This is a genomic window from Oscillibacter sp. PEA192, from assembly GCF_003574015.1.
Taxonomy (GTDB): domain Bacteria; phylum Bacillota; class Clostridia; order Oscillospirales; family Oscillospiraceae; genus Oscillibacter; species Oscillibacter welbionis.
Genome location: NZ_AP018532.1, coordinates 3,228,120 through 3,242,716, shown reverse-complemented (window position 1 = coordinate 3,242,716; position 14,597 = coordinate 3,228,120). Strand labels below are relative to the sequence as shown.

At 63.8% G+C, this 14,597-nt stretch carries 8 protein-coding genes; 7 read left to right on the top strand and 1 reads right to left on the bottom strand.

Annotated elements, in window-relative coordinates; all coding sequences use genetic code 11:
- Positions 1–129 precede the first annotated feature (129 nt).
- The 4 genes from DN611_RS16000 (at position 130) to lepA (ending at position 5,362) form a co-directional block, all read left to right on the top strand.
- A complete protein-coding gene (locus DN611_RS16000) occupies positions 130–819 on the top strand; it encodes a helix-turn-helix domain-containing protein (protein ID WP_119311837.1) in 690 nt (229 codons plus the stop codon).
- Positions 816–2,249 carry an MBOAT family O-acyltransferase gene (locus DN611_RS15995; protein WP_119311836.1) on the top strand — a complete coding sequence of 478 codons (1,434 nt, stop codon included), beginning with the start codon at positions 816–818 and terminating at the stop codon, positions 2,247–2,249. The genes DN611_RS16000 and DN611_RS15995 overlap by 4 nt, the downstream gene beginning before the upstream one ends.
- Before the next feature lie 10 nt (positions 2,250–2,259).
- Positions 2,260–3,345, top strand: a complete 1,086-nt coding sequence (locus DN611_RS15990) for a hypothetical protein (protein WP_021751197.1) — start codon at positions 2,260–2,262, stop codon at positions 3,343–3,345.
- A gap of 211 nt (positions 3,346–3,556) precedes the next feature.
- Positions 3,557–5,362 (top strand): translation elongation factor 4, encoded by a 1,806-nt coding sequence (gene lepA / locus DN611_RS15985; protein WP_119311835.1) that lies wholly within the window; start codon positions 3,557–3,559, stop codon positions 5,360–5,362.
- Between the two features lie 269 nt (positions 5,363–5,631).
- Here the strand turns inward: lepA and DN611_RS15980 are convergent, their stop codons facing one another.
- Positions 5,632–8,283: a PAS domain-containing protein gene (locus tag DN611_RS15980; RefSeq protein WP_160117458.1), complete on the bottom strand. Its 2,652-nt coding sequence runs from the start codon at positions 8,281–8,283 to the stop codon at positions 5,632–5,634.
- A gap of 374 nt (positions 8,284–8,657) precedes the next feature.
- Between DN611_RS15980 and DN611_RS15975 the strand changes: the two genes are divergently transcribed.
- The 3 genes from DN611_RS15975 (at position 8,658) to DN611_RS15965 (ending at position 14,585) form a co-directional block, all read left to right on the top strand.
- Entirely contained in the window at positions 8,658–9,722 is a 1,065-nt protein-coding gene (locus DN611_RS15975) for a carbamoyl phosphate synthase small subunit (protein WP_021751202.1), read from the top strand.
- Positions 9,722–13,753 (top strand): carbamoyl-phosphate synthase large subunit, encoded by a 4,032-nt coding sequence (gene carB, locus DN611_RS15970; protein WP_119311833.1) that lies wholly within the window; start codon positions 9,722–9,724, stop codon positions 13,751–13,753. The genes DN611_RS15975 and carB overlap by 1 nt, the downstream gene beginning before the upstream one ends.
- Positions 13,754–13,904: 151 nt before the next feature.
- A complete protein-coding gene (locus tag DN611_RS15965; protein WP_025544920.1) occupies positions 13,905–14,585 on the top strand; it encodes a TIGR00266 family protein in 681 nt (226 codons plus the stop codon).
- Positions 14,586–14,597 lie beyond the last annotated feature (12 nt).

Genomic DNA, 14,597 nt, shown 5'->3' with positions numbered 1-14,597 from the left:
AAACAGCGGGGGAAGGCGCCGCAGCGCCTTCCCCCGAAAAATGTCTGAATCCGTGGGATTTTTCTTTACAATCCGTATCGTATTTGTTAAACTATACGTTATGTATTTAACTCTGGAGGAGAGAGAACGATGGCTTCCACAACTGAATTTTCACGGACCCTGTCCCTGCTGCGGCAGGAGCGGGGCGTCTCCCAGCGAACTGCCGCAGGGGATCTGGGAATCTCCCAGGCCCTGTTGAGCCACTATGAAAACGGCATCCGGGAACCGGGCCTGGCCTTTGTGGTGAAGGCCTGTGATTACTACCACGTCTCCGCGGACTTCATCCTGGGCAGGACCCTGTCCCGGGAGGGGAACATGCTGACGGAGCAGGAGATCCTGAACGCTACGGAACCGGGCAACATCCTCCAGGGCAGCGTGCTGGCCACGCTCCAGAGCAAGCTGCTCTCCGGCGCTGTGGGGGTGCTGTTCGGCCTGCTGGGCAAGCTGAACGACAAGGCGGCCATCAACGCCGCTGCCGGATATCTGGGCAGCGCGGTGTACCAGCTGTACCGCCATCTGTACCGCACCGCCGGCGCCAACGAGGCGTACTTCTCTCTGGACCCGGCCGCCTGCACCATGGGCACAGCGGAGGCGGACATGAAGCTCTCGGAGATCCAGTACACCCGGAGCCTGCGGTCCCTGGCGGCAAAAAAGGCGGCGTTCCCGGACCTGTCCAACGAGGCCCTGACCGCCGCATACCCCGGACGGTGCCAGAGCCTGACCCAGGTGCTGAGCACCGCGGATGCCCGTCTCAGCGGCCTGACGGAGAAGACCAGATGAGCTTTCAGTCTCTGGCCTTTTTCGGCTTTCTGGCCGCAACGCTGGCGGTGTGCCTGACAGCGGGGCGGCGCAGCCCCCGAGCGGGTGCGGCGATGCTGGCGGCGGCCTCCGCGGTATTCTACCTTCTGGGCCCCGGAGGATGGACGGTGGTGCTGGGGGGCATTGCCTGCCTGCTGGCGGGCATCTGCGTGACAGCATGCGCTATCCGCCGGATGGCCCGGTCCGGCGGCCGCCGCCGGACAATGGTTCTTGCCTGCGTCTATCACATCGCCATACTGGTGGGATTCAAGTATACGGAGTTCCTCACCGGCGGCGCGGTGGAGGTGGGCTGGGCTCCGCTGGGGCTGAGCTTTTTTACCTTCCAGCAGCTGTGGTTGCTGAAGGAGGTCTATACCGGGGAATATGTCCCCGCGCCGGGGGATTCCCTTCTGCTCTACGGGCTGTTTTTCCCCACCGTTACCTCCGGCCCCATTCTGCGGCCCGGAATCTTTTTCCCCCAGCTGCGGGAAAAGGGATTCCTCCATCCGGACTGGTCCGACGCCGCGGCGGGTATCTACGCCATCTGTTGTGGCACCATCAAAAAGGTGCTGCTGGCGGACGCCTTCGGCACTGTGGTGAACAACGGCTGGGTACATCTGGAAGAGCTCAGCGCTCCGGCGGCCTGGCTGGTGATTTTGGGGTATACGCTCCAGCTGTACTTTGACTTCTCCGGCTACTGCGACATCGCAGCCGGTGTGGCCCGGCTCTTCGGGCTCCGCCTGCCGATGAACTTTGACTCCCCGTATCGCAGCGCCTCTGTGACGGAATTCTGGAAGCGGTGGCACATCACGCTCACCACCTTCCTGCGGGAGTGCCTGTATTTCCCCCTGGGCGGCAGCCGCCGGGGCGCGATCCGGACGTATTGCAATATTCTCATCGTCTTCCTGGTCAGCGGCTTCTGGCACGGGGCCGGGTGGACCTTCCTGGTGTGGGGCGCCCTCCACGGCCTGGCCCAGGTGGTGGAACGGGTTTGGGGCAGGGGCCGGGACCGGCTGCCCTTTGTCCTCCGGTGGGGGCTGACCTTTCTCTTTGTCAACATCGCCTGGGTGTTCTTCCGGGCACCGGACTGTACCGGGGCCCTGGAGCTGCTGGGCCGGGCCGTCACCGGCGGCTTTGCAAAACCGGCGGCCTGGCTGCTGGAGGGCCTTTTCGCCGAGGAGACCAGCGCGGTGCAGATGCTGATTCCCGCCTTCACGCCCTGGAAAAACATCCTGCGGGTGGTGCTGCTGTATGGGGCGGGGATGGTCGCCGTCCTCTGGCCCCGGAACACCATCCGTCGGATGGAGGACTTCCGGCCTACGCTCTGGCGGGGCGCGGCCCTCACAGTGCTGACGCTTTGGTGTGTGCTGTCCTTTACCGGCGTCACCACCTTCATCTATTCCAACTTCTGAGGAGGGCCGTATGAAGCAAGCATATCGACGCTGGGTCTGCGGCCTTCTGGCGTGTATTCTGGCGCTGCTGGCGGTCTGCGGAGCCGTTGTGTACGTGGTGGATCCCTGCCTGTATTATCGGGTGCCGGACAAGTGGCAGCCGGTGCTGTTCAATGAGCGGTACCAGATGGCGGGCCTGGCGAAGAATGTGGAGGCGGACACCGTGCTGGTGGGCACCTCCATGGCGGCCAACTACCGCTCCAGCTGGATTCAGGAGACCTTCGGCACCTCCGCGGTGCGGCTCACCATCCCGGACGGGTATTACAGCGAGTTCGACCAGGTGATGAACGTCCTCTTTCGGACCCAGGAGCCGGAGCGGGTGATCTTCGGCCTGGATGTGAACACCCTGATCCGGGATGAGAGCGGTGTGACTGCGGCCATGCCGGACTATCTCTACAACGCCAATCCGCTGGATGACATCCAATATCTGCTGAACAAGGATACGCTGTATTACAGCGCCTACACCCTGCTCTCCAACCACTGGGGAGAGGGCGACACCATCGACGAGGGATTCACCTGGGACCGGAATGAGTGGTGGAACCATATCTCCGCCCTGGAGAACTATGACCGGCCGGAGATTGCGGCGGAGGAGCTGCCCGCAGATGCCTATCGGGACGATGTGGCCGCCAATCTGGCGGTGGCGGAACGGTGGGTCACAGAGCATTCGGACACGGAATTCGATTTCTTCCTGCCCCCGTACAGCATCCTCTTCTGGGACAAGGTCATTCGGGAGGGGAGGACGGAGGCGGTGTTTGCGGCCATCCGCCAGGCAGGGCAGACGCTGCTGCAGTATGACAATGTGAAGTTCTACGGCTATCTCATGGACCCGGAGATCGTCACGAATCTGGACAACTACTGCGACTATATCCACCACTCCGGCGGCGTCTGCCGGGAGATTCTCGCCATGCTTCAAAGGGAGGAGGGCCGCCTGACAGAGGAAAATCTGGAGGAGACCCTCGCCAACTGGCGGGAATTTGTGGTACACTATGACTATGACCAGTTCTGGGACGAGCGCTTCTGGATTCAGTGGAACGCAGAACATGCTGCGGCCCCATAAAGCGGCGGCCCGGGGAGGAACCCTGTGACAGGAGACTCCCAGGCGGAGCAGAGCCGCCCGGCGGCGAATGCCGCATCCGCTCCCTTGCGCCTCACCACCCCATAGAATCTCGGATTTTATGGGGCCCCCATTCCGATTGAAAGAACGGCGATGCGCGCCGGGCCCTTGATGCGGGCCTTGCGTGGACCGGCCGATGGAGGAATATCCGAATATGACAAAACAGAGCAACATCCGAAATTTCAGCATCATTGCCCATATCGACCACGGCAAGTCCACGCTGGCGGACCGGCTGCTGGAGAAGTGCAACGCCGTCTCCGCCCGGGAGATGGAGAGCCAGCTGCTAGACAACATGGACCTGGAGCGGGAGCGGGGCATCACCATCAAGGCCCGGGCCGTCCGGCTGACCTACCATGCCCAGGACGGGGAGGACTATGAACTGAATCTGATCGACACCCCGGGCCACGTGGACTTCAACTACGAGGTGTCCCGCTCTCTGGCCGCCTGCGAGGGCGCCGTGCTGGTGGTGGACTCCACCCAGGGCGTGGAGGCCCAGACCCTGGCCAACACATATCTGGCCATGGAGCACGACCTGGAGATTCTGCCTGTGTTCAACAAGATCGACCTGCCGGCGGCGGACCCCGCCAAGGCCAAGCAGGAGGTGGAGGACATCATCGGCCTGCCGGCCATGGACGCACCGGAGATCTCCGCCAAGATGGGCACCAACATTGAAGCGGTGTTAGAGGACATTGTAAAGAACGTGCCGCCCCCCAAGGGGGACCCGAATGCGCCTCTGAAGGCGCTGATCTTCGACAGCCAGTATGACTCGTACCGCGGCGTCATCGTCTACTTCCGGGTCATGGAGGGAACCCTCCGCACGGGCCAGCAGGTGAAGATGATGGCCTCGGGAGCCACTTATCAGGTCATCGAATGCGGCCATCTGCTGCCCCTGGGCATGGAGTCCTGCGACAGCCTCCGGGCCGGCGAGGTGGGCTACTTCACCGCCTCCATCAAGAACGTGAAGGACACCCGTGTGGGCGACACCGTCACAGATGCCGCCAGCCCCACGGCCGAGGCCCTGCCCGGCTACCGGCCCGTGCAGCCCATGGTCTACTGCGGTATCTACACGGAGGACGGCTCCAAGTATCCGGACTTGCGGGACGCGCTGGAAAAGCTCCAGCTGAACGACGCCTCGTTGAGCTTTGAGCCGGAGAGCTCCGTAGCCCTGGGCTTCGGCTTCCGGTGCGGCTTTTTGGGCATGCTCCACATGGAGGTGATCCAGGAGCGGCTGGAGCGGGAGTTCGACCTGGATCTGGTGACCACCCTGCCCTCCGTCATCTACCACGTGTACAAGACCGACGGTACCATGGTCACGGTGGACAATCCCCACAACTACCCGGACCCGGCGGTGATCGAGCACGCGGAGGAGCCCTATGTCAAGGTGAACATCATCGCTCCCAACGAGTTTGTGGGCAACATCATGCCCATGTGCCAGGACCGGCGGGGGGAGTTCAAGGACATGCAGTACCTGGACACCAATCTGGTGGAGCTCCACTACCAGATGCCGCTGAACGAGATCATCTACGACTTCTTCGATGCGCTGAAGGCCAACACCAAGGGCTACGCCTCTCTGGATTATGAGCTCTCCGGCTACCGGTCCAGCGAGCTGGTGAAGGTGGACATGAAACTCAACGGCGATACGGTGGATGCCCTGAGCTTCATCGCCCACAGAGACAAGGCGTATCCCCGGGCTCGCCGGCTGTGCGAGAAGCTGAAGGAGAACATCCCCCGGCAGCTGTTCGAGGTGCCGGTCCAGGCGGCCATTGGCGGCCGGGTCATCGCCCGGGAGACCGTCAAGGCCATGCGGAAGGATGTGCTGGCCAAGTGCTACGGCGGCGACATCAGCCGCAAGAAGAAGCTGCTGGAAAAGCAGAAGGAGGGCAAGAAAAAGATGCGCTCCCTGGGAAGCGTGCAGATCCCGACGGAGGCATTTCTCGCAGTGCTCAAGCTGGACGAGTAAGCCCTCCTTCCCGGGCCAGCGGCCCGGCGCCGCGGGAGCGGCGTCAAGCGGTTTCGGAAGGAAACCCTTGGAGCGGGCAGGCTCAGCCTGCCCGCTCTGATTGGATGAGGGGTCCCCGTAGAACCGGAGGTCCTGTGGGGTATGGCAAAGAGAAGATGTACTCCCTGGGAAGTGTGCAGATCCCGACGGAGGTATTTCTGGCAGTGCTCAAGCTGCGTCGTGCATGGAAGACCCGCCGCGGGCGATAGCCTGCGGCGGGTCTTCTGCGTTTATGGGGCGGGGGACGGCGTGCCGGCCGGAAGGCGGCGGCAAGTCACCAGCAGCACGCCGGGCATCCCCTCCAGCGGGGAACACCGCAGATGGTAAGGCGCTCCTTCCGGGGCCGGGAGGACCAGCTCCACAGAGGGAACTGCCTCCAGCTGGGACAAGACAGCCTCCAGGGAGAGGGCTTTCCGCAGGGCGGTCCGCTGGTGGGAGGGCGGCAGCTGCTGGAAATACCAGGCGGCCAGGGACCGGCAGGTGGCGTTCTCCGGCAGACGGCCTGCGGACGGTCCATAGGCACGGCAGGCACCGGAGCGGGCGTCCGCTGTCAGGACCAGCTCGTAATCCTGCCTGGTCAGGGTATCCAACAGAGTGCTTTGCAGCCTGCGGAAGCTCCGGTCCCACAGCTGGAAAAAGACTTCCAGATGCAGCGTGTCCGGGTTTTCCGCCATCTCTGCTTCTATCCGGACCCAGGACGGGCCGCCCTTTCCGGTAGAGATCCAGTGGTCCATGGAGAATTGGAACACGCCTTCTGCAAAGGCATCCGACAGAGCATCCGGAGAGAAGAGAGCCTGGAACCGCGCCCGCTCCTCTGCCTCCGGCAGGGCAGAGGCCATCTGCTGGAGGCAGGCGCCTGCGGTACGGTCGAACAGCGTGCGCAGCAGGTGCCGGGACGCGGCCTTGGCGTCCAATGTCTGTCCGGCGGTCAGATCCAGCCGGGCGGAGGCCAGACAGGCCCTGGCCTGCCGGCGGTGCCGGGCGGCCAACTGCCGGAAGTGTTCCGCAGCCGCCCGGCGGCCAGTCACATCTTCCGCTTTGCCCAGCAGACGGTACACATTTCCGGCTTCATCGAATAGGCTCATCCACGACACCTGATAGCGTCGCCAGCCGGTGTCCTCATAATCCGCCCGATAGGTGCAGGAGACCGTCCCGGGATGCGTGATGGCCCGACGGACCGCGCCTGCCAGCCGCCGCCGGTCCTCCGGGTGGAGGTAGGACGCGGTGAGCAGGCTCTTCAGATAGCCGGAGACGGTGCGGGAGGTCCTGCGGCCGCTGGTGCTGTGCCGCTGGATCTGGGCCAGGTCCCGGGCGGGGTCATAGTCCAGTGTCAGGAGGGAGGTGTGCTCTAACAGCAGGTCGTACATCCGGGAGCGGATCTGATGCTCGGCCTGGGCCGCGGCCTCTTGGGAGATATCGGCACAGGCGATGTATGCCAGCCAGGAGCCGTCCGGCTGTTCCACCCAGGACATGTGGAGAGAGAGGCAGAGTTCCCGCCCGCCGCCCAGGCAGACCCGACAGGCCCGGCGCAGGGGCAGGCCGCACTCCCGGGACCGAACAGCTGCGGCCAGCAGTTCCTCCCGCTCGCCCGTCGGCAGGCCGCTGCCCGGGTCTTCCGCCAGACGGCGGGCCAGAGCTGCGGGCGAGAGGCCCAGCAGCCGGGAGAGAACCTGATTGGCCCGCAGCAGCTCCACGCCACCGTCAGGTCGGCGGCGCAGCAGGCAGAGACCTACCGGCATCCGGTCCAGCAGCGTCTCCGCATCCCGCAGAGCCGTCTCCCGCCGGGAAAGGGCCGCCTGCAGGTCCTGCCCCTCCCGCCGGAGGCGGTCGATATCCAGAAAGACGCCGCGGAAGACCGTGGCCCCCTGGCGGGTCGACAGGATTTCCGCCCGGAGATTCACCCAGACTGCCCCACCGTCCCGCCGCAGCAGGCGGAAGTCGTGATCCACGCCCCGTTTCTCCCGCGCCGCGTCCAGCAGTTCCTGGAGCAGCGCCGGCCAGTCCGCCGGAGCCACCAGAGCGGAAAAGGCCCTGCCGCCCCGGTCCAGCAGCGCCCGCCGGGACCACTGGGTCAGCTGGCACAGCTGCCGGCTGCAGGCAAGGCACCGCAGTCCCTCCCGGTTCAGCTCCAGATCCGCGCCGGGCAGGAGCTCCGGCAACGCGCCGCTCTGGGCTCCGGCCCCCGACCGGGGATCCAGCAGGCAGGCCACCGTGCCGTACATCACCTGATAGCAGGTAACGGTGAGGGTTTGGCCCCCGGCGGTCACATAGGGGAAGGAGGCGGAGGAGCCGGAAAAAGCTACGGCCTGCATGGGCGCCAGCTGCTCCAGCGCCCGCTCTGGCCCGAGCTGGGACAGGCGGCGGCCCTGCACCTCCTCCGGGGAGAGCCCCAGAAGCGCCGCCGCGGCAGGATTCAAAAAGCGGCACACCAGATCCACCATCTCCCCGCTGCCGTTGGTCAGTATCTCCGCCAGGGCGAAGGGGATGGGGCTGTCCCGGAAGGGCTGGGTAAACTTGTCCAGATGCTTTGCCACAGGATGCGCCTCCTCCCTGATTTTGCTGCCTTTATTATAAATGGCGGGCCACCGCATGACAACGGCGCCAGAAGAAATTTCTTTGTCCGGCAGTCCAAAATACCTTGCGGCCCGACTGCGGCGCGTTTTCGGGTGGAGCGGAAGTCTGCCTCCCGCTTCCGAAAGAACGCCCGGCAGACCCGCACATTGTCCAGCGCCGTCCAGAGGCGGGGCCGGGGCGGCGTCGATGCCGCCGTTGATGCAGCGGATGTCCGGCAGGTGGCCGAAGACATCGTCGCTGGTGATGATCCGGCCCTCTTGGGGAATGGGGAGGTGGGTGCTGCGGCAGATGGCAGCAGCGGAATACATGAAAGGGCTCTTTGGCGGTATAGCAGATCCGCTGGTTCCGGGGATCGGAGAAGAATGCCTCTTCGTCCTCCCGGGCGGGCATCCGGAATGCATGCAAACAGATCATAGGCGCACTCCTTTGCCGGAGCAGTTCTTCCGCCTGTGCAGATGAGCCGCTTTTCCTGCATCATAGCCCATTGGTTACTGCTTTGCAAGAGAGGCAGTGCGGCGGGAAATAGATCGACCTTTGCGAAAATGCACAAAAAGTAATACCTTCATCCCTGGAAAAGTCTACCGTGCCGCACTGCACGGGGGGATTGACTGCTTCAGAAAAAAAACGCATAATAACATCTAATAGGGATTTTCCGGTCGATGCGCCGGAGAGGGAGGACGACATGAAGAAGGGATATCTGGTATTACAGGATGGCCAGGTGTTTGAGGGCTTCCGGTTCGGGGGGCCGGCGGACGCCGTGGGCGAGCTGGTGTTCACCACCGGCATGTGCGGCTATCTGGAGACACTGACGGATCCCAGCTATGCTGGACAGATCGTGATGCAGACCTATCCTCTGATCGGCAATTATGGGATCATTCCGGAGGATTTTGAAGGCGCGTGTTGCGTCCGGGGCTACGTGGTGCGGGAGTGGTGCGAGGAGCCGTCCAATTTCCGCTGCCAGGGAGACCTGGACGCTTTTTTGCGGGACCGGGGCGTGCCGGGGCTCTGGGGTGTGGACACCCGGGAGCTGACCCGGATCATCCGGGAGCACGGCGTCATGAACGCCGCGATCTGTGATGAGGTTCCGGCGGATCTGACGGCGGTGAAGACCTATGCCGTCACCGGCGTGGTGGAGGCGGTGACCTGTAGAGCAGCATCCGCCCACCCGGCGGAGGGAGAGGAGCGGTTCCGGGTCAGCCTGCTGGACTACGGCGCCAAGCGCAACATCGTCCGGGAGCTGCAAAAGCGCGGCTGCACCGTCACTGTCCTGCCTGCGCAGACCAGTGCAGAGGAGGTGCTGGCGGCCAAGCCTGACGGCGTCATGCTCTCCAACGGCCCCGGGGATCCGGCAGAGAACGTCTATCAGATTGAGCAGATCAAAAAGCTCCTGGGCAAGGTGCCCCTGTTCGGTATCTGCCTGGGCCACCAGCTGACGGCCCTGGCGGTGGGGGGCGGCACCTACAAGCTGAAATACGGCCACCGGGGGGTCAATCAGCCCGTCCGGGACCTGGACGGCGTCCGCACCTACATCACCAGCCAGAATCATGGCTACGCCGTGGACGGTACCAGCCTGCCGGTGGGGAAGGTCCGCTTCATCAACGCCAACGACGGCACCTGCGAGGGCATCGACTATCCGGACCTGCGGGCATTCACGGTCCAGTTCCATCCAGAGGCCTGCACCGGGCCCAAGGACACATCGTTCCTGTTCGACCAATTTGTAGCTCTGATGAAAGGGGGTGACCGGTAATGCCGCTGGATAAGAGCATTCAGAAAGTGCTGGTCATCGGCTCCGGCCCCATCGTCATCGGCCAGGCGGCGGAGTTCGACTACGCCGGCGCCCAGGCCTGCCGGGTGCTGAAGGATGCCGGCATCAACGTGGTCCTCTGCAACTCCAACCCCGCCACCATTATGACGGATCAGGCCATGGCGGATGAGATCTACCTGGAGCCCCTGACCGTGGAGACCGTCAAGCGCATCATCAAGAAGGAACGCCCCGATTCCATCCTGGCGGGCCTGGGCGGCCAGACCGGCCTGACCCTGGCCATGCAGCTGGACAAGGAGGGCTTTCTCCAGGCCCAGGGCGTCCGCCTTCTGGGGACCGACGCAGCGGCCATCTCCCGGGCGGAGGACCGGGAGCTCTTCAAGGAGGCCATGGCGGAGATCGGCCAGCCGGTGATTGCCTCCGACATCGCGGAGACCGTGGACCAGGCCCTGGCGGTGGCGGAGAAGATCGGCTACCCCGTCATCGTGCGGCCCGCCTTTACCCTGGGCGGCGCGGGCGGCGGCGCGGCCAAGGATCCCGACGAGCTGAAGATCATCGCGGGCACCGGCCTGGACGCCTCGCCCATCACGCAGATTTTGGTGGAGAAGGCCATCTTCGGCTGGAAGGAGATCGAGTTCGAGACCATGCGGGACAGCGTGGGCAACGTGATCGCCGTCTGCTCCATGGAGAACCTGGACCCGGTGGGTGTCCATACCGGCGACTCCATCGTGGTGGCCCCCACCCAGACCCTGGCGGACAAGGAGTTCCAGATGCTCCGCAAGGCGTCTCTGGACATCATCACCCACCTGGGGATCGTGGGTGGCTGCAACGTGCAGCTGGCATTGAACCCGGAGAGCTTTGAGTACGCGGTCATCGAAGTGAATCCCCGGGTCAGCCGGTCCTCGGCCCTGGCCTCCAAGGCCACCGGCTACCCCATCGCCAAGATCACCACCAAGATCGCTCTGGGCTACACCCTGGACGAGATTAAAAACGACATCACGGGCAAGACCTGTGCCTGCTTCGAGCCCACCCTGGACTATATCGTGGTGAAGATGCCCAAGTGGCCCTTCGACAAGTTCGCCGATGCCAGCCGGGCCCTGGGCACGCAGATGAAGGCCACAGGCGAGGTGATGGCCATCGCCCCCAGCTTCGAGATGGCCTTGCTCAAGGCTGTCCGGGGCGCGGAGATCGGCATGGACACCCTGAACCGGAAACCGGACCACGGGGACGACGCCCCCATCCGGGAGCGGCTCCGCCGAGTGGACGATCACAGGCTCTTCACGGTGTTCGAGGCGCTGAAATCCGGCGTCACCGTAGAGGAGATCCACGACATCACCAGAATCGACCCCTGGTTCCTCTGCAAGCTGCGGAAGCTGGCGGCGTTCGAGGCTTCCATTGCAGACGGCCTGTCGGAGGCGCAGTACCGGGAGGGCAAGCGGCTGGGCTATCCCGATGAGGCTCTCCGCAGGCTTTCCGGCGGCGGAGAACTGCCGGAGCACCGGGATGCGGTGTACAAGATGGTGGACACCTGCGGCGCGGAGTTTGACGCGGAGACGCCCTATTTCTACTCCACCTATGACCGGTTCTGCGAGTCCCGGGCCTTCCCCCGCAGCGGCAAGCCGGTCATCATGGTGCTGGGCTCCGGCCCCATCCGCATCGGCCAGGGCATCGAGTTTGATTACTCCTCTGTCCACTGTGTCTGGACGCTGAAGGAGCTGGGCTACGACGTGGTGATTGTCAATAACAACCCGGAGACTGTCTCCACGGACTACGACACTGCCGACCGCCTGTATTTTGAGCCGCTGTACCCGGAGGACGTCATGCACATCATCGCCGTGGAGAAGCCGGTGGGCGTGGTGGTGGCCTTCGGCGGCCAGACGGCCATCAAGCTGACGAAATTCCTGGACAGCCGCGGCATCCCCATTCTGGGCACCAGCGCCGAGTCCATCGACATGGCGGAGGATCGGGAGCGGTTCGACGCGCTGCTGGAGCGGTTTTCCATCAAGCGGGCCGCCGGCCGGGGCGTGCTGGGTATGAATGAGGCGCTGGAGGCAGCGAATGAATTGGGGTATCCTGTTCTGCTGCGGCCCAGCTACGTCATCGGCGGCCAAAACATGGTCATCGCCCACAACGATGAGGAAGTCCGCCGCTACATGGAGATCATCCTCTCCGGCAAGATTGAGAACCCGGTGCTGGTGGACCAGTACCTGATGGGCAAGGAGCTGGAGGTGGACGTCATCTCTGACGGCACCGATGTACTGATCCCCGGCGTCATGCAGCACATCGAACGTACCGGCGTCCACTCCGGCGACTCCATCGCCGTGTACCCGCCCTTTTCCATCGGGGACAAGATGCTCCAGACCATCGTGGACTGCTCCGAAAAGCTGGCCCTGTCCCTCAAGACCCGGGGGCTTATCAACATCCAGTACCTGATCTATCAGGGAGAGCTGTACGTCATTGAGGTGAACCCCCGGGCCAGCCGGACGGTACCCTATATCTCCAAGGTCACCGGCGTACCCATGGTGGACCTGGCCACCCGGGTCATGGTGGGCCAGCCCCTGAAGGCCCTGGGCTATGGCACAGGCCTGTACAAACGTCCGCCCTACGTGGCGGTGAAGGTGCCGGTGTTCTCCTTCGAGAAGATTACCGACGCCAACGCCGCCCTGTCCCCGGAGATGAAATCTACCGGCGAGGTGCTGGGCCTGGGCGCCAATATGCAGGAGGCGCTGTTCAAAGGCCTGGTCTCCGCCGGGTACAAGGTGGAGAAGAGCGGACACGCGGGGGTATTGATCTCCGTGAACCGCCGGGACCAGCCGGAGATTGTCAACATCGCCCGGAAGCTGGATGAAATGGGCTTCCGCCTCTACGCCACCGACGGCACCGCACGGGAGATCTCCCGCCTGGGCACGGACGTGGAGGTGGTGGGCAAGCTGGGCCGGGACAACCGGGTCTTCCAGCTGCTGGAGTCCGGCAGGATCGACTACGTGATCCTCACCGGCTCTACGGAGCCGGAGTATATCCGGGACTTCATCCACCTGAACCACCGGTGCGTCCAGCTGGGCATTCCCTGCCTGACCTCGCTGGATACGGCCGGTGCCCTGACGGACATCCTGGCCAGCCGCTACAACCAGGAGAACACGGAGCTCGTCGATATCTGCCATCTGCGGACGGAGCGGCAGAAGCTGCCCTTCGCCAAAATGCAGACCTGCGGCAACGACTACATCTTCCTGGAGAATTTCAGCGGGGAGATCACCTGCCCGGAGTCCCTGTGCGTCACCCTCTGCGACCGGCACTACGGCATCGGTGCCGACGGCATCATCCTCATGGAGGGATCCCGGAAGGCGGATGCCAAGATGCGGATGTTCAACGCCGACGGGTCTGAGGGCTCCATGGCCGGCAACGCCCTGCGGTGTATGGCGAAGTACCTCTATGACAACGGTATCGTCCGCAAGGAGGAAATGACCCTGGAGACGGACAAGGGCACCAAGACCGTCCGGGTCTACACCACCGACGGCAGGGTGACCTCCGCCTGCGTGGACATGGGCTACGCGACCCTGGACACCACGGCCCTCCGGCTGAATATCCCAAAGCGGCAGGTGGTGAACTATCCGGTGGAGATTGCCGGGCAGCCCTGGGAGATCACCTGCGTGGACATGGGCAATCCCCACTGCGTGGTGTTCTGTTCCCGGGTGGACGGCGTGGATGTGGCCCGGATCGGGCCGCAGTTTGAACATGCGCCTTATTTTCCGGACCGGATCAACACGGAGTTTATCCGGGTGGTAAATCCCAGCACCATCAAGATGCGGGTCTGGGAGCGGGGCAGCGGTGAGACGCTGGCCTGCGGCACCGGCGCCTGTGCCGCGGTGGTGGCGGCGGTGGCCAACGGCCTCTGTGAAAAGGGACGGGACATCACGGTCCGGGTCCAGGGCGGCGACCTGGTGGTGCATTACACCGACGAAGCCGTCACCCTCACCGGCGATGCCAAGCTGGTCTACACCGGCGTAGTGGAGTACTGAGCGCAGCACAGCCCCGGCATCCGTTTAGATGCCGGGGCTGTAAAATTTCTGTAAGGACCAGGAAAGCCGCCCGGTTTGGATTGACACGATGCAGCGGCCCCGGTAGAATGGAGAAAACCGGCCCCGGGCCGAGAAGAGAAAGGAGCACACCATGGAATATCAGATCGAGGGAGCACCGCTGCCGGTGGTGATCTGCCAGCTGGAGGCCGGCGAGACCATGCTCACCGAGCGGGGGAGCATGAGCTGGATGACCCCCAACATGAAGATGGAGACCAGCACCAACGGCGGTCTGGGGAAGGCGTTTGGGCGGATGCTCTCCGGCGACTCCATTTTCCAGAACCGCTACACCGCCCAGGGCGGCCAAGGACTGATCGCCTTTGCCTCCAGCTTCCCGGGCAGCATCCGGGCCTTTGACATCGGTCCGGGCCGGGAGCTGGTGGTGCAGAAGAGCGGCTTCCTGGCCAGCGAGGCGGGCGTCCAGCTGTCCGTCTTTTTCCAGAAGAAGCTGGGTTCCGGCTTCTTCGGCGGCGAGGGCTTCATCATGCAGAAGCTCTCCGGCCGGGGGATTGCCTTCACCGAGTTCGACGGGCATATCGTGGAGTACGATCTGGACCCCGGTGAGTCCCTGGTGGTGGATACCGGATATCTGGCGGCCATGGATGCCACCTGCTCCATGGATATCCAGGCGGTCCCGGGGCTCAAGAACATGGTGTTCGGCGGTGAGGGGATCTTCAACACCATTATCACCGGACCGGGCCATGTCTATCTCCAGACCATGCCGATCTCTCAGGTGGCAGGGGTTCTGCGGCCCTTCATGCCCACAGCGAAGTGACTTATGCATCGA

Coding starts and splice junctions, on each gene's coding strand:
- DN611_RS15980 (WP_160117458.1), bottom strand. CDS start 8,283: ATGTATTCCGCTGCTGCCATCTGCCGCAGCACCCACCTCCCCATTCCC.
- DN611_RS15975 (WP_021751202.1), top strand. CDS start 8,658: ATGAAGAAGGGATATCTGGTATTACAGGATGGCCAGGTGTTTGAGGGC.
- DN611_RS15990 (WP_021751197.1), top strand. CDS start 2,260: ATGAAGCAAGCATATCGACGCTGGGTCTGCGGCCTTCTGGCGTGTATT.
- DN611_RS16000 (WP_119311837.1), top strand. CDS start 130: ATGGCTTCCACAACTGAATTTTCACGGACCCTGTCCCTGCTGCGGCAG.
- carB (WP_119311833.1), top strand. CDS start 9,722: ATGCCGCTGGATAAGAGCATTCAGAAAGTGCTGGTCATCGGCTCCGGC.
- DN611_RS15965 (WP_025544920.1), top strand. CDS start 13,905: ATGGAATATCAGATCGAGGGAGCACCGCTGCCGGTGGTGATCTGCCAG.
- DN611_RS15995 (WP_119311836.1), top strand. CDS start 816: ATGAGCTTTCAGTCTCTGGCCTTTTTCGGCTTTCTGGCCGCAACGCTG.
- lepA (WP_119311835.1), top strand. CDS start 3,557: ATGACAAAACAGAGCAACATCCGAAATTTCAGCATCATTGCCCATATC.